We start from the raw sequence: 19,665 nt of genomic DNA on the forward strand, positions 1-19,665 counted from the left end.
AAGCCTGTGTTTGTAAGGCTTACAGTCTATTTTATATTTTGTAATTTTTAATAAGTATTACAAAAAAAATGTAATAAAAAAGAGTATTACAAAACCATTACAACTTGAAAAACGGGCTATTACAGAATTTCAAAACAGTTAACTACTTGTTTATTAATTAGTTATTACAAAATTACAGACTTACAAAAAAAATACCGTGTTTTTACTTTTCTTCAAGATGTTATAGGTATCAAAAGATATATTAAGTATCTTTGTTGAAAAGCAAAATATGAAAGGTGAAAGATTGTACATCAGTGAATTACGGTTAGTTTCTCAAGATGAATTGTACGATGGGATTCAAGATGATGAAATTCTGTACAAAGCTCTGTCTATTGACGAAACATACTTTACTCCAGGCTCTGCATTCTACTCATGGGAGCAAAAAGATTCTACTGCAGGTTTTTACATTCTTAATGAAATTGTGTACACCAATCCAGGTCCGATAACTGAAGCAGCTTCAACGAAACTGAATAAAACAGGAGCTGTTGTTGCTTACTTAAATAACGGACGAAAAATTGTGATGTATAGAAATGATTATGGCAGTAACGTAAAACTGTCTCCTCAGATCTCATCAGCTTTAGATAAAACTCAAATTAAATTTTCTCTGAGCAGTTTAGATGTATTATAATGACTTGATTCGTTTAAAACCTATAGAGGTTCCCGGTTATTTAATCTCATTTCTCCTAAAGGAATGCGACGGAGTTTCTATGCTCAAGGATGGAGGCGAGTACAAGCAGATTCTCATAGAACCAAAGAGTGTTCTCGGGCAGTTCCTTAATGCCCGACATAATAAACCTGAAGAAATTAAAGAGTATGCGCTAACCATTTACTGCACAAAAAAAGGTTCAAAAAAAGTAACATCTACGGATATTATCAATCTATATAACTCTGCCGAGTTCACGATGGATTGGTCATTCGAAGATATTGAGGCTTTTTATAAGTGGCTAGATTCATTCTTCAGGACCTATTTTTGTTTTTATGTGAAAGGCTTTTGCAAAGGATCTACTTCTCGTCGCAAAATTACGCTTGCCATTACTGCGTTTTGTGAGCTCTACGATTTGTATGAGTACGGATACTCAAACAATACTATGCGAATTATTTATTTCCGATACACCAACAAAGGAGTTATGAGCTTGTTTCAAAATAACAATAGATTAAATTTTGGATTTTTTGGTGTAACATAATTTGCGAGCGCAATTATTGACTTTTGTCAAAAATTAAAGACAATGGCTCAATACCGCCTTAATGCCCGAAAACCAAAAAACAATGCAGGTCTTCCGACCGCAAAGCGGGGCGAATTATATCTGATCCATAAAGATGATGTTGCATCGATGCCTACGATAGATCCAAAAGGAGTTCTATGCGATGGCGACATTCATCTCAAGTCAGGGCGAAGAGTTCACATCTTATATCTTACTCCGTCTACACAAAAAAGAAATATCAATTCTGAAGGAGATCCTGATTCTCGAGGCTTCAAAAAAAAGGTAGTTGGAAACTTCCCTGGAGACGATGTGGAAATTCATCAATTCATGAAGAATAACATCAATGAAGGATTCTTGGTGATTATGAATTCTTACGATTCTTCTTATCAAAGGTTGTACGGTAGTAAAGATAATCCGCTGTACTTCAATGGCGAGTTTAAAGATGACTCAGATGGCAAAGGATATGAGCTTACGTTTGAACAGAACTTTGCTGATGATACACCATTGCTCTTCTATAATGGCGAGATCCTTATCGATGAATCTGCTTTGGAAGAAGAAGATATCGAATTTGATACAAAATATGTAAGGCTTGATGGAAGTAATCTTTCAGAAGCTAATCAACAATTATGGAAGGAAATGTTCAAAGAAGAATTCCTGACCGCCGATTTTTTCCCAATAAGTAACCAATGGTAATTTAATATTATGATAACGAATTTTTTAATCCCGGTAACGGTTAATACACTTCCTCAGATTTCAGAACTTGAAGGCAAACAAGGTATGTTTGTTCTTCCGGATGGATCCATCAATATCAATCGAAAAGATGGAACCTGGATGGTGATTAATAAGCAATCTGATCACGCCGGAACTTTAGTTCCTTCTGCTAATCCTTCAACAACTGCAGGAGTTGCAAAATGGTATTGGGCAAAAGCAGGAACTTATACTAATTTAGGCGGCTTTACGCTTTCGAAGTCGGGGATTGTTTCTTATAATGGAAGTACATGGTCTTCTTTGGAATTAGATTTTCCGGAACCTATGAAGTATATCCTACAATTTGCAGACCTTAATTTCCCTGTTACTAACCCTTCCGTTGGGGAAAAAGTACAATGCGTTGAAGATTTTATTGTCTATCAATTGCTTGATGGGCAGACTTCTACAAGCGCAAATACCCCGTCTACTTCACCTAGTATTTGGAAGAAAATGGGAAGGGAAGATGATGTAAGCAAAATTTTTGCTTTTAAAAATGGAAATTTAAACCCCGAATTGCCATTAGAAATTTTAAATTTAGGAACACCAGTAAAAGTAAATAGTTCGGTTTTGCCTGATGCATTTGAAAAAATAGGTATTGAATATTTTTTTAAGTCTACAAAAGTAGGCGCAGTAAATATGGAGATTTACCCCGAAGTAAAAAAAGAAGATGCTATTTTACCAAAAGCAAATGATTATGTAAGACTATCATATTGCTTATGGGGTATGGAACAACCACCAATTTCTGAAAGTGGAGTGAATTCAAGACAAAAATTATTTCTTTTTAGCGCAAATCCTCAAACTTCAACATATCCAATAAAATCAGAAATTACGAAGCTTGAAGACAAATGTTTTAAAATTGATTTACTTTATAAAATTCCTGAAACCGTTGCGGATTTAACTCACGTGTGGTTTGAAATTATACTTGAAACAAATGACTATATTCCAAACGGAACGGACGTTTATTTCGGTGCAATTAATTTCACAATTTCAAATAATGACAAATTTGGAATAAACAATGAATTATCGATGTCTCAAGCTAATTCGGCTTTAAAATTAGCAAGGGGCGCGGCGACAAAAGACGAATTGAATAGCGTTTATGATTTTATAGGCTCAAAGTTTAAAGTTAATTCAAGCATTAAAGGCGGAAATTTCGACCCAGTTAACAATATTTCAGGGGATCAATATTTTATTAAAAATAACGCTTTTTTGGAAAGTATCAATTCGCCGAAAATTTCTTCTCAAAACAAAAATGGTAGTGGTAATGTAGAATGTTATATTGTTTTTGACGATGAAAAAAGAGCCGAATATTTTTCAAATTCAGGAAAGTTTATAAAAATAAAATGGAAAGTCTTTTCAAAAACGGGTGTGATGTGTACACCTACGACATCGGGGCGTTTGGGTTTGATTGGAATTCAAAATTCGGTTTCTTTCAGCAACGGAAATGTAACATATACGCAATTAAATGCAAACATTTTTGAAGTAACGGCAATTTGGCAAATCTCACAAACATCTTTACCGTCAATTATTTGGATTTGTAACGTTTGGGAAGCCGATAGGGTTGCAAGTGATTATGTTGTAGGAGATTTAGGCGTGACGGCGTTTGGGGTTTGGTATGGAGAAACCGCCGAAGAATTGCAAGACAATTTGTTGCAGTATGATTTTTTAGTAGACGTAAATAGTAATTTAACAATAGCACAGGGCGACGAAAGATATTCTAAAATTGAAGATATTCCCGACCCTGAAAAATTGAATTACAATAATGTTGCGTTTAATCAAACTGCAATTGCGCCGTTTTTGAAAAAGTACATTTCAAAAGAAGTTGATGAATTTAATCAATTGACAATAGGTTTAACGGGAGATTCAATTTTAGGAAGACAAGACAACCCGTCTTTTAATCCTGCAAGTCCTGAAATATCTTTAACGGAAGATATGAACAACCCTGCTGAAACCCAAAAAGGATATATAACGGGACATTTTCCGCCGAATATGTGGGAAAAGGTTGTAGGATATGAAGTTTTAAAAATGATGCAATACAAAGACGCTGACGTTAAGTATTTCAATCACGTTTCCGCCGAAATTACAAAGGTTGGAAATTGGGTTGATGCTTATCCGGTTGGGGCGGATTGTTTAAGATTAGCAACCGTCACAGATGTAAATTCTTATATTGAATTAAATTTCAATTCGGCTTCTTTTGTGAAATTTATTTTTTCGTGTTATGGTGTTAATTCTATGACAAGAAAATTAAAGGTTACATTTTCAGAAGACAACGGCGCAACATGGAAAACGCCTTTGGAATTATCATTAATTGAATCTTATCCGTCTGATTCAGAAGGAAGTGGAATATATTATTTACCAGCAAAAGCGCATAAATGGGGGAATTTAATTTGGAAGGGACTTGATAAAACAAAATCTTATAAAATTAGAGTTCAAAAAATGGATGATGTTAACCCCGTTGCAATTTGGGGTTTTGAGACTTGGAGCAATCCACGAATAAACGTTGTAATTGCAGCGGAAGGCGGAAATGTTGCAGGTTCGCAGAATGTAGCATGGGAGCGTTTTTATTCTTCGATTTATAATCAAGATTTGATTTTATATAATGTGCCATATCTTAACGATTTGGGCGTGGGTATGATTTCACAATTTAAAAATAGTATTGACTTAACGACCGCCGCCCCTTCAAGTCCTTTGGCTTTAGATTTTTATTTCGTTTCTGAAAATGGGATTTATTCAAATTTTGGAAATTTACATTTGTTAGCGGGTGATTATGTAGAGTGGACTGGTTCGGTTTGGAAAAAAGATTCAACGCAATTAAAAACGGTTTTTGATGAATTTTTAACGCAGAATAAAGCGGTTTACGATAGGGCTTCAAAAATTGGGATTCCCGTTATTTGTTTAATTACACATGAATCTACAAGTTTTGTAAATCGTCCTTATACGTGGGGTTATGGATTATTGCTTCAAAGATTAATGGTTAAAGAATTCGGGTTACCTTGTATTGATATTAATAGATTTCAAGAAATTAATAATATTCAAGATTACCATTCAGACGGTACGCACTTAAACGACAATGGCGTATTAATGTATATAGAGCCAATTTCAGAAGTTTTATCGCCAAACAGTAAATTTACTGGAATATCAAGCGGAAAATTTAAGCCTGAAAAATTAACAGGAAATTCAAATACTACAAGCGTAGATTTTGGTTTTGAATTTAAAAAAGTTCCTACAATTAGAATTTTTAATAATTCAGGAATTTCAATTTTAAGTAAAACAAAAAAAGGATTTACAGTCACAGGAAGCGGTGATTTTGATTGGGAAGCTTTTATAAATTAACAATAAGCACTCTCTTTCTGGGAGTGCTTTTAAAACAATAAAATGAAAATAACACTCACAATATCAAAGTTTCTCATCGCAAATCTTCAGAAACTTCATAACGGGGTTGGTTTAGATAAAATAATTGCCTCGGGAAAACTCGCAGTAATTCCAGCAATTTTCGCAAGTTCTGTAGAAGGGTTTACGCAATGGTATGTTGCCAACATGCTATATATGGCATTTGTCGTAATTGCAATTATTTTCGACCACGCTCTTGGTACCATCGTGCATTGGAGATATACAAGAGATTTTTCCATCAAAAAAAACCTTTTAGGCCTTTTGGTGAAGACAGGATCTTGCATTGCGGGGTATTCTCTTTTTGTAATGATACACGAGATTCTGAAAGATGTGCCATTCATTGCAGATTATTTTCAGATTTTAATTCAGTTTATGGTATTCATCTATCCCGCAGGTTCAGCGATGGGAAATCTAAGCATCATCACCGGTGGCAAATTTCCGCCCGTAGGGTGGATGAGAAAGCTTGAAAGATTTCAGGAAAACGCAGATTTAACCGAATTTAAAAATCAAAAAGATGAAAACACTGATAACAATTCTTAGCATATTTCTTCTTCTTGGCTGTAAGACGAAAAAAGTAGCAAAAACTAAATCTGAAGAGATCACAACGGAACAAATCGCCACCGAAAAAAAAGAAGAAAAGCAAGTTGAAAAAGTTGAGCAAAAGCAGGAAACAAAAAAGGCTGAAATTTCTAACCAAAAAAAAGAAAGTCAGACCGAAATTGAAATTAAAGGCAAAGCTGAAACTGATAAACCACTTGAACTCTTCCAGATTGAAAACGGTGACACGATTAAAAGTATTACAGTTAAAGGAAACGCCGAAGTTTTTATAAAATCAAAAACCAAAAATTCTGACCATCAGAAAAAAGAAAATGCAGTTTCAAATATCACGAATAAGGTTGAAGAAATTTCCCGAAATCTCGTGAAAGAAGAAAACCTGAAGAAAACAGGAAAAGAAATAAACACCACCGCAAAAGAAACAGTGACCAGAACTGGCACGTTTTGGAGCTTCGGTTTAATTGCCATCTTGGGGATTGTGGCTTTGGTGCTGATTGCTCTGTTTATTTACTTTAAAAATTACAGAAAGAAAAATTAATCATCATCATCATTGGTCATGCCAAAAGCTTTGGCAGCGCAGTAAATGCCAAAAGCCCCGAGAACCCAAAACAAAACGAAAAGAATAATTTCTAAAATCATAAATCAAAAATACGAATATAAAATGGCAGATATAAAAAAATTAGCACCGTTCATTCTAAAATGGGAAGGCGGTTTCGTAAATGATCCGCTTGATAGAGGTGGAGCAACAAACAAGGGAGTAACGATTGCAGTTTGGAAATCTCAAGGCTACGATAAAGATGGCGACGGTGATATTGATGTTGCAGATTTAAAGCTTATCACTGAAGCCGATGCCATCATGATTATGAAGAAAAACTATTGGGACAGATGGAAAGCTGACCAAATAAATTCTCAAGCAATTGCCAACACAGTTGTAGATTGGGTTTGGGGAAGTGGCGTTCATGGTATTAAAAAGGTTCAAGAGCTTTTGGGAGTTTCCGTCGATGGAATTGTTGGAAATAAAACGATTGCCGCAATTAACAATGCACCCGCAGATTTTCTTGAAAGATTGTACGAGAGACGATATAAGTTTCTCAATGACATCGTAAAAAATAATCTATCACAAAAGCGTTTCATCAAAGGATGGACGAACAGAATGGATGATTTGAAGAAGCATAATGCAAAATTCTTAAAACAATTATAAAATGAAAAAAGTCTTAGCAAAATTCAAGTGTGATTCAGTCACAAATTTCGTAAATGGTAAAACCGTAAATCTTCAAGCTGTTCAAAGCGACTCTGAAGAAAACAAATCATTTGCAAATTATACTCCTTCCGGAAGGTTAGAAATGTATATTGACAACGGAACAGAAGCAGCAAATCTTTTTGAACCAGGAGAAGAATATTTTTTAGAATTCTCAAAAGCTGAAAAAGAAGCTTAATTGTTTAATCCTATGTCTCCGACATCAATGTCGGAGACATCAAAAAAATGGTAGCGGCAAAAATGTCGCTACCATTGTATATTCAATCCTAAAAAGAAAAAATCTCTAGGATTAATTTCTTGATTTTCTTTGGCTGTAAAAATTATTCTGTTGTTTCCGTAGGATGGTCGTTCTATTTTTATATCATACATTATGCGAATTCCCTTCCCGATAATGTCATTCTTTAGGCTTTTTACGATTTCTAAAATGAGCCCTGCCTGTCCTTCAATTTTAAATGTTTTCATATTCCAAATGTAAAAAAGGAAATTGTTTATAAAAAAAGGAAAACCGTAATGCAGAATAAAAAATACATTCTACATTTGCACTGTATCACATACAAAAAATTTAATTAAAGCATGAGCCGCCTGACAACAGGTGGCTTTTTTATTTCCAAAATTTTAGTGTAACACGTTTTTTTTTGCCGGCAATTTAGTTTTGCGATATGAAAATTTTATCGGAAATAACTGGCGGAACCTGGCTGTTCGAAAATGTAAATCCTGAGCAATTAAAAGCGATGGTGAATACTGTTTTGGCAGGCGGCAAATTAAACGAAAACACTCCGGAGCTTTCCTCTTATATGGGAGAGAGGCAATTCGATGAAGCTACTGGAGACACAAAGCTTATAAACAAAGTTGGATATATTCCTATCGTGGGGGTAATGACCAAGTATTCTGGTCTGTGCGTAAATGGTGCAGATAGAATTTGTGCTGAAGCCTTGAAAATGCAGAATGATCCTGATTGTATTGGAACCATTTTTCATTGGGATGGTACTGGTGGTAATGCGGATTCAATTCCATTATTTCAAGAAATTTCATCCAAGCTTACTAAGCCTAGAATTAATCTTATTGATGATGCCTTGTCTGCTCACTATTGGGCTGCATTGCTGTTGGGACAACATAATATGATGTCGAATACGCTTACGGCTGAAGTTGGCTCTGTTGGCGCTCAAATGATGTGGGAAAAATCGAGTAATGAAATTATTATAGTTCGTCCTCCGGAATCTTCAGATAAAAATCAAGAGTTTATCGATGCGATGGAAGGGAAGGTAGAAGGTCTAGAAGCGAAACTTTCACCTTTAGCTCAAGCATTTCAAGCTGCTGTCAGACAATTCAGACCAGGAGTGAAAGAAGAGCACATCAAAGGTAAAACATTCAGAGCTGAAGAGGCTATTCTTTACAAATTGGCAGATTCAGTAGGTAATCTTCAAGATGCCTACAACTGGGTTCTCGCAAAATCAGAATTAAAAAAATTAAAATCTTAAAATATGAAATGGTTAACCATGTTAGCAGGACTTTTAGGAGTTACTGCTGTTGCTCAGAAAGATAACAAAGTAGATCTTTCTGAAGCGGAAAAAACAAAATTAGACGGACTTTTAGGGACTGATGAGCTCGCAACTATGATTGAGCAGGCGAATTTGGAACTAGCAGGAATTAAAGATGCTAAAGCTCAGTTACAAACTGTGAAGGCAGATTTAGCTACAGCTACAGCTGCAAATGCTACTGCAAGTCAGCAAGTGACTGATTTAACAACTCAAGTTACTGGGCTTCAGCAAACAGTTGCTCAGCAAAACCAACAAATTCAAACATTAGCCAATGCAGACGAAAATATTGTTACAGCGGTTACTGCGATTCCGAATGTTGTTTTTGGAGCGGGTAAAATTGTGGCGGTTGCTGGTTTCTTAATGGGATTGCAAGGTTCTGTTTATGCTATGGATCGTCCTTGGAATGCGAGAATTGTTGCGGGAATGTCTGCGCCACAAACAGACTTCAAAAATGATTTGGTATTAAATACTTTGAATGAAGATATCAAAGGATTTGTCGCTGAATATCCTACAAAATTTGAAGCTCTTTTTGAAAAGCGCTACAACCTTCCGGAACTATGGAAGCAAAATACAATTTATGGTGTTGCCGATAAATTGGTTTCTGCAATCATTTCTGTTGATGAAGTTACTCAGCCTAGAAAAGCGGTTTGGATCGCGAAAGGCGGCGTTAACATTAAGCCGGAAGTGATGGAGGTAAGACCTACTCAGATTGATTTGCAATTCAATTACTGGAAGCTTCAGGCTTTGGAAACATCTTGGATGTATCAATTCAACAAAGAAGGCTCTCAAGCTTACAAGATGTCTTTCATCGAATATTTAATTGTTAAATATTTGGAGAAAGCAAGATCTGAAGATGCAGATGTATTAGTGAGAGGTGTATTCTCAGAAAAGCCTGAAGATTACGATAAGCCAGTGAGCTATCTAATCAGAAACAACGGTGTTTTCAAACAACTTTTCGATGCTAGAGATGTGACCAAAAAATTCAGAGCTTTCTACTTGGGAGAATTAAACGAGCAGAATGTTTGTGACTATGTCGAAAAAGTAATCATGTCTCTTCCATTAGATGTAAGAGGTATGGATTTACAATGGGATTGGTCGCCGTATTGGATCAGAAGATACCAGACTAGAGACAGGGAAATCAATGGAGGAAACACTGACTATAAAGAATTGGTGAAAAACCCTCGAGATTATTCTAATATCGAATTTGTTCCATTGGCTCAGCTTGAAGGCTCTAAGTTCTTGTTCATCACTTTCAAAGATAACATCAAGCCTTTGGAGTATAAACCTGAAGAAAAATCTAAATTAACAATTGAGCGATCTCTGAGAGATGTTTACGCTTTTGCGGATTATAGATTGGGAATTGGTGTAAATCACATTGGTCTTGAGACAGATGATGATAGTCCTTTGAAGTTCGAGCTTCAAGCGGTATGGTCAAACTCAGAACCTATTTTCGATAAGAACTTCTATATTCCTGTATTTGATTTCAAAAATGGAGTAGTAGAGGCGAATCACAATAGAATTACAGTTGCTCAAGATTTCTCTACGGATATTACCAACATCAAAGGAAATATCGGAAATTATTTATTCATCAAAGGAAACATTTCTCTTGCGGGTTCTGTGAATGTGAAGAATAATGCGAAGTTAGTTTTAACTGCTGATTTCGATTTGAAAACAGGAGGAACTTTAACTCTTGTAAAAGTTGGAGATACTTGGAAAGAAATTTCTAGAACAACGGCTCCGGAGACAATTACAACTCAGTTAGAATTTACCGATGCAACTATCGATTATGCGAATTCAGACAGATTCGTATATACTGGAGATACAGCGATTGAACTGGCTTCAATTGAAGGAGGTTCTGAAGGAAATACAATCAGAATTTTTGGTGGTGAAACTGCCGGTTCTGCATTAACTGTGAAAACGGTTGGTAATATTAAAGTCGCCTCAAACTATGTGATGGATTCACATACGACGTATATCGACTTAATCTATCTGGAAGGCGTTTGGAATGAAACAGCTAGAGGGTAAAAAATAATAACCAAAATACCTCACGATGTATAGGTAATCGTATTTTTTATTATGAGAGCAGATCTTAAAAAATCAAAAAATAATGCAGGCGCACCGTCGCCTAAAGATGCCAATACGATTGCTGCTTTAAAAAGCGATATCGTGACATGGCCGAGTGTAGATGAAGATGGAGTAACTCTTATTGGTAATTTTGTTTTCAAAGAAGGAGCCAACTTCTTCAGAATCTACATGACAGCTCCTACTCAAGCTGCAACTTTTGATAGTTCAGGGAATCCTGATGGAAGAGGGGCGATGAACAAATATGTCGGTGAACATCCGGGAACAGAAAAAGAAGCTATTGCTTTTGTTAAAAAGTACATGGGTGATGATTTCGTATTGATTTACGGTGCTTGTGACGACTCAATTCTTGAAAAAAAGGTAATGGGTTCTAAGTGCTTCCCTATGGTTCTTACAGCGAGTGGGAAAGACGATAAGGATGGTAATATCACAACGCTTACTTTTGAACAGGAAATTATCAACAGAGATTTTATTAAGTTCTATGGTGGTGATGTAACATTTGCCCAGGCTAAAGTTGTTGCTGATGAAAATGTAACGTTAGCTAAAGCGGATGGACCTTCTTATCAGTTACCTTCTACTGCTGTTACTGCCGATATTGCGTTTGCGTCTTCAGACTTTGAAAACGGACAGATTGTTACCTTAATTGGTGGCGGTGGAGCTGCTCCATTATTGTTGAAGAATTCGCCAACGGGAACGATTCCGGTATTGCTTACAGAAGCAACGGATTGGATTGCGCTGAAAGATGCTGTCATTAACTTACGAGTAGTAGTGGCAGATAAAACATATCTCGTTGAAATGTCTCGAAAATAATTTTTTTTCATATAGATATTTTTGTGTTTATTTTTTGCTGAGCCGTGTCTTTTGATACGGCTTTTTTAATGTAACAACTTTCAGAATTATTCAGAGATATTTTTGCAATTATTATGGAAGAAATTAATGTTTACGATGCGCTCAAAGTAATGAGAAAGCTTTCTGCAGAAAACTTTCCTTTCAGCTTTAGCTTTATAAGTTGCGATCGCTCCAGGAAAACATCACAGGGATTGGTGGTCGTTGAAAATGGAATTTTAACAAAAGGACTTCCGAGTAAAAAATCTAAATACGCTAAGAACTTAATAGCGTACGAAAATATAGAAAGCGGTGAGAGAAAGCATTTTTGGCTTCCGCTATTAATGACATTTAATAATTATAAAATCAGCCATGATAGAGTTATTAGGAGATGATGCCATTGTTGGCGGTCAAAGTGCCTTTACCTTTGAAGTAATTGATAGAAAAAGACAGGTAAACGATCCGTATTTTTCTATGGATATGTTTAGTCCATCGGTGTTCCAAACTGTTCATGGGGATTGGAAGGTTTTTCCCTACGGTGAAAATAATGATCTTCCTGTTCAGATTAGAAATATCATTTACAGTAACTCTATTGCTCCAGGTATTCTTAATAAGAAGACTGGAATGAACTGGGGAAAAGGACCTAAATTATACGAAGAAAAGTTTGAAAAAGGTAAACTTTATCGAGAATACAAAAACGATCCTGAAGTACAGGCTTGGTTAGATACTTGGGATTATGAGGAGTATTTAGCAAAATGTGCTACAGATTTCTCTCATGTTGAAGGTTTCTTTACAAAGGTTATTCAAAACCGAGGTTGGAGAATTGGTCGAGATCCAAAAATTAAAAAATTGGAACATATCTCGATGGATAGAAAGCCGATTGTTGCAGGGAAATTATATACCCCCACTCATGTTCTTCTTAATCGGGAAGATGAGCCGTTGGTTTATGATGCTTACCCTTTCTTTGATCGCTTTGATGCCTTCAAATATCCATTAAGTATTAAGTACTCGAATCTCTATACTTTTGCTTCGTCATTCTATAGTATTCCGCATATTTTGGGATCCATTCCCTGGATAATTCAGAGTACTAATGTTCCCAAATTCTTAGCAGCTTTAAGCAAAAATTCAATCAATATTAAATATCATATTACTTCTCCCAAAGAGTATTGGGATCAAAAAAAACAAGATATTAAAGATGATTGTGCTGACAAAGGAAAGCCTTACAAGGAATATATGTTTAAGAATTTCAAAAAGAAAATGCTTAAACAGGTGGAAACGGTTCTTTCGGGCTTAGAAAATGCAGGTAAATTTTGGCACTCCGAGCAGGTCCTTGTAGTGGAAGGCGTTAATGTAATTGAAGTGGGTTGGAAAATTACCGTTATTGATCAGAAAATGTCTGATACGGTTTCTGCTCAAATTCAAATTGCCAATAAAGCAGACAAAAGTACGGCAACTGGTGTTGGTGTTCACAATGCAATCGGGAATATTTCGGAATCCGGAGGGAATAGTGGTTCTGAACAATATTACGCATTGAACAATTACCTTCAGACAGGAATTGATCTTCCTGAAATGGTCGTAATGTGGTGTATGAACGCTGCAATAAAGGCTAATTTTCCAAATAAAAGTTTAAAAATGGGGCTTTATCATGACGAGATGAATCGTCAGGAAGATGTCTCTCAATCTCAACGTGGTTTAAAAGTTACTAGATAATGAAATTATTATTTAAAGAAGAGGGCTTTAGTGCCGATTTTAAAAATCTTGTCGGTATTATCGATTCAGATTTACCTTGGTTAAAATTAAAGGCTTCCATCAATATTGCAACGGATGATATTGTTGATATTATTGGTCTTGATAATTATAATATACTTACTGGAGATAATATTCCGGAAGATAAGCAGCTGTTTTATGATTATGTAAGGTTTGCCATTGGTTTCAAGGCTTACATGTTATATGCTCCAACAGGAGATGTGGCAATGACAGGGCAGGGTAGAACCATGAGACGTGATGAATATCAAGTTGGCGCTTTTGAATGGCAAATTGCAAATCATGACGATTCTTTAGAATCTTTTTTCTATAAACACATGAATCTTCTTCTGAAGTACATGGTGAAAAATAGTTTGAGTATTGAAAAATACAATCACTCGGGTTTAATTGTGCCGTCTCTGACGGAGTTCGAAAAACATTACGGAATCAACGATTCATATTTTTTATACTTGAATCTTCTTCCTGGTCTTCGAGAGTTTGAAGAGCTCGAGCTAGAACCAAGGTTGGGAGAAATGACGAAGGAAATTCTGAAGGGAAATAATTTACTTTACAATTACGCTCAGAAAGCGGCTGTTCACTATGCGATTGGATGGGGTTTAAGGAGAATTGATATTCAAATGTTCCCAAAAAATATAGTTCGCTCTACAGATAAAGCTTCGAAGACAAATAAAACTTCGAGTTTTATGCCGTCAGAATTAGCGTTGACTTTTGAGAAAGATGCAGAACGATATCTGAAGAAATTTGAAGCTGAGTTGACAGCGCTTACTAGGGTGGTGACAGATCAGGAACTGGAGCTTCCGGAGTTAGATTTCGATGAAGACGATAATTTTGTTTCAACATGATTCATCTAGAGGTTGTCGCAAAGAAAATGTTTCTGTATATGCCCGAAAACTTGGGTGAGTGCGACAATGATCAGTATGCAGATATGGCCAAACTTATTTGGATGGCGAAAGAACAAAAGATTTCAAGGTTTCAGCTTCGTGATCTTGGGGTTTACGCTCTTTTGCGATTAAAAAAGAATGGTAAAAACTGGGATGAAAAAAGCGAAAACACTTACAGATTTTCGCTCATCGTAGATAATTTCTTTGAATTTGATCAAGATGATAATCTGTTGGAGGTGAAGTTAGATTATACTCATAATCATCTTCCGGTGTATAAATTATTCAAAAAATATTACGGTCCTGAAGACGGCTTTAATGATGTTACTTTTGGGCAGTATATGGATGGTTTGGAAGAATATATTTACTACACAAACACTGGAGATATGAATTCCTTGCGGATGTTATTTTCAATTTTCTACCTGCCAAAAGGTGAAACATATAATTTCAGAACCTCGAAGAAAAGAGCTCTAGGGATTTTTAGGTTTGTAGATGTAAGACACTTGTACGGATTTTATCTGTTTTTTGCTTCGATGCAAACGTATGTTCTCGGCGGCGTAATAAATGTGATGGGCAATGATATCGACCTCAGTTTAATTTTTGAAGAAACTTCAAAGTTTAAAAGCGATATCGCCGGAACCGGAATGAGATCCGTTTTATCAGAGTTGGCAGAAAGTCAGGTTTTCGGACCTTATTCGGGTGTAGAGCAAACGAATATGTGGAGGGTTTTGAGCCGTCTGTATGAACTGAAGAAAAAAGAGTTGGACGAAGAAAAAAAGAATAAAAATGACGCCAATAGAGCTTAAGGAATTCCTCGTAGAAGTGAAATCGGTATTTCCGGAAATAAAAAAAACAATTGGCGTAGCTGATGAATCAGATCTCGCTAAGTTTACTGGAGACTTGAACACAGAACATAATATGATTTTGGTGGGAGTAGTTCCATCCATTGGCCACAAAGGTCATATCGGGGCTTACAAAGAAACTCCGGTTTTCCAGTTAATGGTTTTTGAGAAAACAGATTATTCTGCAATTTCTAATGACCAGTATCTGGAGCTTTTGCAGCGTACATTATTAGTAATGCAGAAAATTCGAGATTACATTTTGGGGAAAGTGGAAGACGGATGCTATCCTTTCTTAAAAGGCGTAAACATTGATGGTCTTGAGATTGATGCAGCAAAGCATTTGCTTAACCTTAATGGGTACAGTATGGATATTTTAACAGAATAATCATGAGCTTACTAGAACGCCGAAGTCAAAAGCAAGGGATTGTGGAAGGACTTTTTATAAAAAAAACATTGGAAGAACAGGCAAAAGGAATTCTCGACGCTTCAAAACGAGCGATGAAAGGATTTACTTCGCCAAAATGGAATAAACGTAAAATGGTTATTGATGAAGATACAATGACGTATTCACAGATATCGCCGTTTCGTTTTGTCGATATGAAGACCAGGAAAGCAAAATCCGGATATAATCCTGCAACTAGAAAATTAAAAGCCGGAAAAGTTCGTAAAAAGAAAAGCTTCCCGATTCACAACAAACCAATTATGCATCATAAAAGAATGATCATAAGAACGCTTTCTTTTGGATTTACTCAGGAGGTAATGGCGCAATTTGAAGAGTTGGCGAAAATTAATAATTTGTTACCCGAAAAAGAGTAATTTTTTGTATCTTTGGGTATGGATTACAAAGAAAAACTAAAAAGCATTTTCGAGAAGGTTTACTTCATTAATATTTCAGATCTTGCAAGAAGTATTGGGATGGATCCTTCCAATCTTCGTAACTACTCGAAAGGGAAGATTTATTGTAGCGAAGAAAAATACAAGCAAATTACTTCAGGACTAGATAGTTTTTTAGAGATTTTGAAGGAAGAAAAAATGAGTTTCTAAACATAACTAGATATATTCTGCTGAGCGACTGCAATTTTTGCAGTCGTTTTTTTTATGGCTGAAAAAAAGTAACAAAAATGTTACAAAATATTTGCAGGTAACAAAAATGTTACTTATCTTTGAAGCATGAAATCTAGTTTATTAATAAAGATGATTGAAGCTGATGGATGGATTCTCGAGAGGACAAAAGGAAGTCACCATCACTTTAAGCATCCAACGAAAACAGGGATTGTTACTGTACCGCATCCTAAGAAGGATTTACCAATAGGAACGGTGAAATCAATACTGAAACAGGCAGGGCTTTAAAAGCCCACCTGTTCTATTAATAAACAAACTATAAAAACAACACAATATTATGTCAGGTAAGAAGATCGAGGTTTTTGTTGAAAAAGCCAGTGATGGAACCTATTGGGGAACATCACAAAATTATGAGGGGATTGTCTCCACTTTCGGAGAGAGTCTCGAAGAGTTAATGAGTAATTTTACACAAGCATTTGCGGATAACTTAGAAGTGGCAAAAGATTTAGGAGAGCCTTATGCAAATGATTATGACGATGTAGAATTCACTTATAAGATGAATTTGTCTTCGTTTTTTGAATTAGTACCAGAACTTAAAATTTCATCAATTGCTAAAAAAGCAAGTATGAATGAATCTTTGGTAAGAAAATATAAAAACGGGATTGTTACTGCTTCCGAAGAGCAGGCAAAGAAAATACAGGAAGCTGTGCATGAACTAGGGCGTGAGCTTTTAGCTGTGCAGTTATAAAAATATAAACTATTATTATATAAGACCATTCTTTTAGAGTGGTCTTTTTTTGTATTTTTATCCAAAATAATAACCTTGAAAACATGAGAAAACTACTAGCTTTAATTTTTTTGATATGCGGATTTATTTGTAATAGTCAAATTAAAACAACCGCTAAACTAAATGAAATTGTTTTAGCAGAGAATGTTATATTAATTGACAGTCTATCGGCTGATAAAATATATAACAACTCAATAAAATGGGTAAATAAAGTTTTTAAAAATCCGGATTTTGTATTGCGGTCAAAGATACCAGGAGAGATGTTTAGAATTCGAAGTGTATGGGAAATTCCATCTACTGGAGTTTTTGGAAAAACAACATTAGAACTTTATTACACAATGCAGGTTGATATTAAGGATGGAAAAGTTCGTATTAGTATTTCAGAATTAAAGGGGAGTAATAATACTGTTTATAGCGCATTTTTCAAAAGTTCAGGTGAAAGACGGCAAACAAAAGAAGTTCAAAGGTATTTTGAAGATATAGAACTTTATTCATCAATATTCTTAAAAAACTATATTGAAGCCGTAAAAGGGGTTGATGATAATTGGTAAAATAGGTTTGCAGATTTCTGCAAACTTTTTTTTGATATTACCAAAATTCATGTATATTTGTATCGCTAAGCTATCATAGGGAAAATCCTATGTTTTTTACGAGAATTTATTCTAAATAAATTGCTCTCGATTTGGGGAGACCGAAAGGTCTGTATCATTCTTATGATAGCTTAGCAGCCCCTTTTCGGGAGCTTAAATTTTTTTAGGATATTAACTTTTAAATATATTGTACATGCTAAGCACAATCAATTTAGAAGATACTCCATCGTTGGATATTTTCCGCTTTGCCGGCGCAGAGGCTCAGAAAGGTTTTACTAGAAAATCTTCAAAATTAGATACTCCTTGCGAATTCTTCCGCAAGAATAAACTCAGGTCATTTCGATACAAAATTCTCAAAAAGGGAGACGTTAGATTGTCTTTCAGTCTTCCAGACGGAAGAGAATTTTATGCTATACAGAGAAATTTTTCTTTAGCATATATCAAACTTGTGCGTTCTTACTATTCACAATTAAATGACTATGAAAATGAAAAAACACAGCGCACTCACAGTTGAGAACGAGAAAGAGGTATTTCTAACGCTTCAGAATTTGCTTATCGGCAATTCTCCTGAAGATATTGAAGACATGATTTTTCATGTTTTTGAAGATGCCAATCTTGCAGCTGGTGATCTGTCTGCAGACGAAAAGTCGCTTCGTCATGAGTTTCACTTATCCATTCGAAAAATTCTAAGGATCCTAAACAGAGATCCCGAACTCCTTAAAAAAATTAAAGATGAATAAATATTATAGAAATATTGAAGATATTACCTCTTCGGAAGGTATTTTGATAGAAGCCGGAAGTTTATGGAAGCTTCAGGATAATTCTAAAATTGCAAGCATTCAGATCCTGGTTCTGGAAGATGATGATATCTACGCCACTCATTATTTAGATGTAGATTTGTTTGAAGAAATTGAAATTTAAAATTAAAAAATATTATGAAACAAGCCGAATTTATAGAACTTTCAAAAAATGAAATAAAATCTTTGAACGGAGAACAAGAAAATGATGTTGCAGTTGAATCCTGGAGAGGAGGGTATATCTATCTTCAAGAGAAAATAAGAAAACTTTTCGAAGAAAAATATATGGAGGAGTTTATTTCTGAAGTAGAGTCTTTGGTTATGGTCGAACTCTCAGAATTTGAAGATTAATTTTAAACCGCATTTAATGCGGTTTTTTTAATGTAACAAAGCAATTGCCAGCAATTGCCAAAATTTGCTCAAAAATAATTATGAGCAAAGAAGTACTTAGATTTCTCAAGAATGAGAATCTTAAACCTCAGGAGCAGTACAATCAAGGTTTGCAACATTTAATGAATGCAGCAGTTGGTTCTAACCTGCTTAGATCCTATAACAATCGTGGATATTCTCCAGATAATCTCAAAAGTCTGAAATACGATTTGATGAAGTTTTTCAATTTGAAAGCTTCAGATATTAGAAATTTTGTAGATGCAGACGAAGCAAATACAGTCGTTCAAACTGCCGTAAATCGTGACATCGAAGCTTTTGTCGCCGAAAATAAAGGCAGAAAAGTAATGAAGATTATTTTGGGAATGCCTCCGGAAGCAAAAGCCGGTGCAAAAATCTACGGCAAATATGAATTTTTGAGATCCAAAGATTGCCCGAATGAATTCAAAATTTTAACAGCGGATGCAATCACGGCTTTCGAAAACTACAAAGCAGGTCATAAAGAGTTACTGGATAAAGTAGCGTCTTTAGCTACTCCTGCATTATCCAACGAAGAAATTTACAAAGTTGCCGCTCAGGTTTTGGAAGATTTCGAATTGAATCATGAGATTCATGCAGAACTTCAGCATTACCAGGATAAAGGTGAAATTTTGGGTGAACATTCAATTTTCGCCGACTTAAAACAGGAACGTGAGCTTGAGAGTTTAACGCCTTCAGAACTGTCTAAAAAATATACCAACTTCAAATCTTATGTTTCTAAGGCTACAACAGCTCTGGAAAAAAACAAAGATCCGGAAAAGGTAGAAGCGCTTCAGGCAGATTTAGACGAAAAAATAAAAGTGAGAGATCTCGCTAAGAAAATTCTAGACTCAAGAGCTTAACATAAGCTCTTGATGTCTCGTTATAAAAACTCGTTTTTAAACAA

Annotated in this window: 26 protein-coding genes; 25 read left to right on the forward strand and 1 reads right to left on the reverse strand. The window is 35.4% G+C overall.

Going from position 1 to position 19,665, the window contains the following annotated elements:
- Positions 1-268: 268 nt before the first annotated feature.
- From AC2A1D_RS05265 to AC2A1D_RS05295, 7 genes are all read left to right on the forward strand, one after another.
- Positions 269-667: a hypothetical protein gene (locus tag AC2A1D_RS05265; RefSeq protein WP_484042581.1), complete on the forward strand. Its 399-nt coding sequence runs from the start codon at positions 269-271 to the stop codon at positions 665-667.
- Between the two features lie 598 nt (positions 668-1,265).
- On the forward strand, positions 1,266-1,934 hold the full coding sequence (locus AC2A1D_RS05270) for a hypothetical protein (RefSeq protein WP_484042582.1): 669 nt from the start codon (positions 1,266-1,268) through the stop codon (positions 1,932-1,934).
- A gap of 9 nt (positions 1,935-1,943) precedes the next feature.
- A complete protein-coding gene (locus AC2A1D_RS05275; protein WP_484042583.1) occupies positions 1,944-5,318 on the forward strand; it encodes a hypothetical protein in 3,375 nt (1,124 codons plus the stop codon).
- A 42-nt stretch (positions 5,319-5,360) separates the two neighbouring features.
- Positions 5,361-5,915, forward strand: coding sequence for a hypothetical protein (locus AC2A1D_RS05280; protein WP_484042584.1), 555 nt, complete (start codon positions 5,361-5,363; stop codon positions 5,913-5,915).
- On the forward strand, positions 5,890-6,468 hold the full coding sequence (locus AC2A1D_RS05285) for a hypothetical protein (protein WP_484042585.1): 579 nt from the start codon (positions 5,890-5,892) through the stop codon (positions 6,466-6,468). The genes AC2A1D_RS05280 and AC2A1D_RS05285 overlap by 26 nt, the downstream gene beginning before the upstream one ends.
- A 123-nt stretch (positions 6,469-6,591) precedes the next feature.
- Positions 6,592-7,131, forward strand: coding sequence for a glycoside hydrolase family 108 protein (locus AC2A1D_RS05290; RefSeq protein ID WP_484042586.1), 540 nt, complete (start codon positions 6,592-6,594; stop codon positions 7,129-7,131).
- 1 nt (position 7,132) lies between these two features.
- Positions 7,133-7,366 (forward strand): hypothetical protein, encoded by a 234-nt coding sequence (locus AC2A1D_RS05295; protein ID WP_484042587.1) that lies wholly within the window; start codon positions 7,133-7,135, stop codon positions 7,364-7,366.
- Between the two features lie 68 nt (positions 7,367-7,434).
- Here the strand turns inward: AC2A1D_RS05295 and AC2A1D_RS05300 are convergent, their stop codons facing one another.
- Positions 7,435-7,650, reverse strand: coding sequence for a hypothetical protein (locus tag AC2A1D_RS05300; protein ID WP_484042588.1), 216 nt, complete (start codon positions 7,648-7,650; stop codon positions 7,435-7,437).
- A gap of 197 nt (positions 7,651-7,847) precedes the next feature.
- On the opposite strand from AC2A1D_RS05300, the gene AC2A1D_RS05305 reads away from it, so the two are divergent.
- The 18 genes from AC2A1D_RS05305 (at position 7,848) to AC2A1D_RS05390 (ending at position 19,621) form a co-directional block, all read left to right on the forward strand.
- Positions 7,848-8,666 (forward strand): Clp protease/crotonase-like domain-containing protein, encoded by an 819-nt coding sequence (locus tag AC2A1D_RS05305; protein WP_484042589.1) that lies wholly within the window; start codon positions 7,848-7,850, stop codon positions 8,664-8,666.
- Positions 8,667-8,669: 3 nt separating this feature from the next.
- The gene (locus AC2A1D_RS05310; RefSeq protein WP_484042590.1) at positions 8,670-10,751 is read left to right on the forward strand and encodes a hypothetical protein; all 2,082 of its coding nucleotides are present in this window, start codon (positions 8,670-8,672) and stop codon (positions 10,749-10,751) included.
- 51 nt (positions 10,752-10,802) lie between these two features.
- Positions 10,803-11,618 carry a hypothetical protein gene (locus AC2A1D_RS05315; RefSeq protein WP_484042591.1) on the forward strand — a complete coding sequence of 272 codons (816 nt, stop codon included), beginning with the start codon at positions 10,803-10,805 and terminating at the stop codon, positions 11,616-11,618.
- Positions 11,619-11,731: 113 nt separating this feature from the next.
- Complete coding sequence (locus AC2A1D_RS05320) at positions 11,732-12,028, forward strand: hypothetical protein (RefSeq protein ID WP_484042592.1); 297 nt, start codon at positions 11,732-11,734, stop codon at positions 12,026-12,028.
- The gene (locus AC2A1D_RS05325) at positions 12,006-13,343 is read left to right on the forward strand and encodes a hypothetical protein (RefSeq protein ID WP_484042593.1); all 1,338 of its coding nucleotides are present in this window, start codon (positions 12,006-12,008) and stop codon (positions 13,341-13,343) included. The genes AC2A1D_RS05320 and AC2A1D_RS05325 overlap by 23 nt, the downstream gene beginning before the upstream one ends.
- The gene (locus AC2A1D_RS05330; protein ID WP_484042594.1) at positions 13,343-14,239 is read left to right on the forward strand and encodes a DUF6712 family protein; all 897 of its coding nucleotides are present in this window, start codon (positions 13,343-13,345) and stop codon (positions 14,237-14,239) included. Before AC2A1D_RS05325 ends, AC2A1D_RS05330 begins: the two co-directional genes overlap by 1 nt.
- Positions 14,236-15,081 (forward strand): hypothetical protein, encoded by an 846-nt coding sequence (locus AC2A1D_RS05335; protein WP_484042595.1) that lies wholly within the window; start codon positions 14,236-14,238, stop codon positions 15,079-15,081. Before AC2A1D_RS05330 ends, AC2A1D_RS05335 begins: the two co-directional genes overlap by 4 nt.
- Positions 15,062-15,502 carry a hypothetical protein gene (locus AC2A1D_RS05340; protein ID WP_484042596.1) on the forward strand — a complete coding sequence of 147 codons (441 nt, stop codon included), beginning with the start codon at positions 15,062-15,064 and terminating at the stop codon, positions 15,500-15,502. The genes AC2A1D_RS05335 and AC2A1D_RS05340 overlap by 20 nt, the downstream gene beginning before the upstream one ends.
- Before the next feature lie 2 nt (positions 15,503-15,504).
- The gene (locus AC2A1D_RS05345; protein ID WP_484042597.1) at positions 15,505-15,933 is read left to right on the forward strand and encodes a hypothetical protein; all 429 of its coding nucleotides are present in this window, start codon (positions 15,505-15,507) and stop codon (positions 15,931-15,933) included.
- An 18-nt stretch (positions 15,934-15,951) separates the two neighbouring features.
- Positions 15,952-16,161 (forward strand): hypothetical protein, encoded by a 210-nt coding sequence (locus AC2A1D_RS05350; protein WP_484042598.1) that lies wholly within the window; start codon positions 15,952-15,954, stop codon positions 16,159-16,161.
- Between the two features lie 150 nt (positions 16,162-16,311).
- Positions 16,312-16,467 carry a type II toxin-antitoxin system HicA family toxin gene (locus AC2A1D_RS05355; RefSeq protein ID WP_484042857.1) on the forward strand — a complete coding sequence of 52 codons (156 nt, stop codon included), beginning with the start codon at positions 16,312-16,314 and terminating at the stop codon, positions 16,465-16,467.
- Positions 16,468-16,516: 49 nt separating this feature from the next.
- Positions 16,517-16,927, forward strand: coding sequence for a type II toxin-antitoxin system HicB family antitoxin (locus AC2A1D_RS05360; RefSeq protein ID WP_484042599.1), 411 nt, complete (start codon positions 16,517-16,519; stop codon positions 16,925-16,927).
- Positions 16,928-17,010: 83 nt separating this feature from the next.
- Positions 17,011-17,517: a DUF4468 domain-containing protein gene (locus AC2A1D_RS05365; RefSeq protein WP_484042600.1), complete on the forward strand. Its 507-nt coding sequence runs from the start codon at positions 17,011-17,013 to the stop codon at positions 17,515-17,517.
- A 232-nt stretch (positions 17,518-17,749) separates the two neighbouring features.
- Positions 17,750-18,070, forward strand: coding sequence for a hypothetical protein (locus tag AC2A1D_RS05370; RefSeq protein WP_484042601.1), 321 nt, complete (start codon positions 17,750-17,752; stop codon positions 18,068-18,070).
- Positions 18,042-18,296 (forward strand): hypothetical protein, encoded by a 255-nt coding sequence (locus tag AC2A1D_RS05375; RefSeq protein ID WP_484042602.1) that lies wholly within the window; start codon positions 18,042-18,044, stop codon positions 18,294-18,296. Before AC2A1D_RS05370 ends, AC2A1D_RS05375 begins: the two co-directional genes overlap by 29 nt.
- Positions 18,289-18,477, forward strand: a complete 189-nt coding sequence (locus tag AC2A1D_RS05380) for a hypothetical protein (RefSeq protein ID WP_484042603.1) — start codon at positions 18,289-18,291, stop codon at positions 18,475-18,477. The genes AC2A1D_RS05375 and AC2A1D_RS05380 overlap by 8 nt, the downstream gene beginning before the upstream one ends.
- A 14-nt stretch (positions 18,478-18,491) precedes the next feature.
- Positions 18,492-18,704, forward strand: coding sequence for a hypothetical protein (locus AC2A1D_RS05385; protein WP_484042604.1), 213 nt, complete (start codon positions 18,492-18,494; stop codon positions 18,702-18,704).
- Between the two features lie 80 nt (positions 18,705-18,784).
- Complete coding sequence (locus AC2A1D_RS05390) at positions 18,785-19,621, forward strand: hypothetical protein (protein WP_484042605.1); 837 nt, start codon at positions 18,785-18,787, stop codon at positions 19,619-19,621.
- The last annotated feature ends 44 nt before the right edge of the window (positions 19,622-19,665 follow it).

It is taken from the genome of Chryseobacterium sp. HNCC26DJ239, assembly GCF_057180445.1.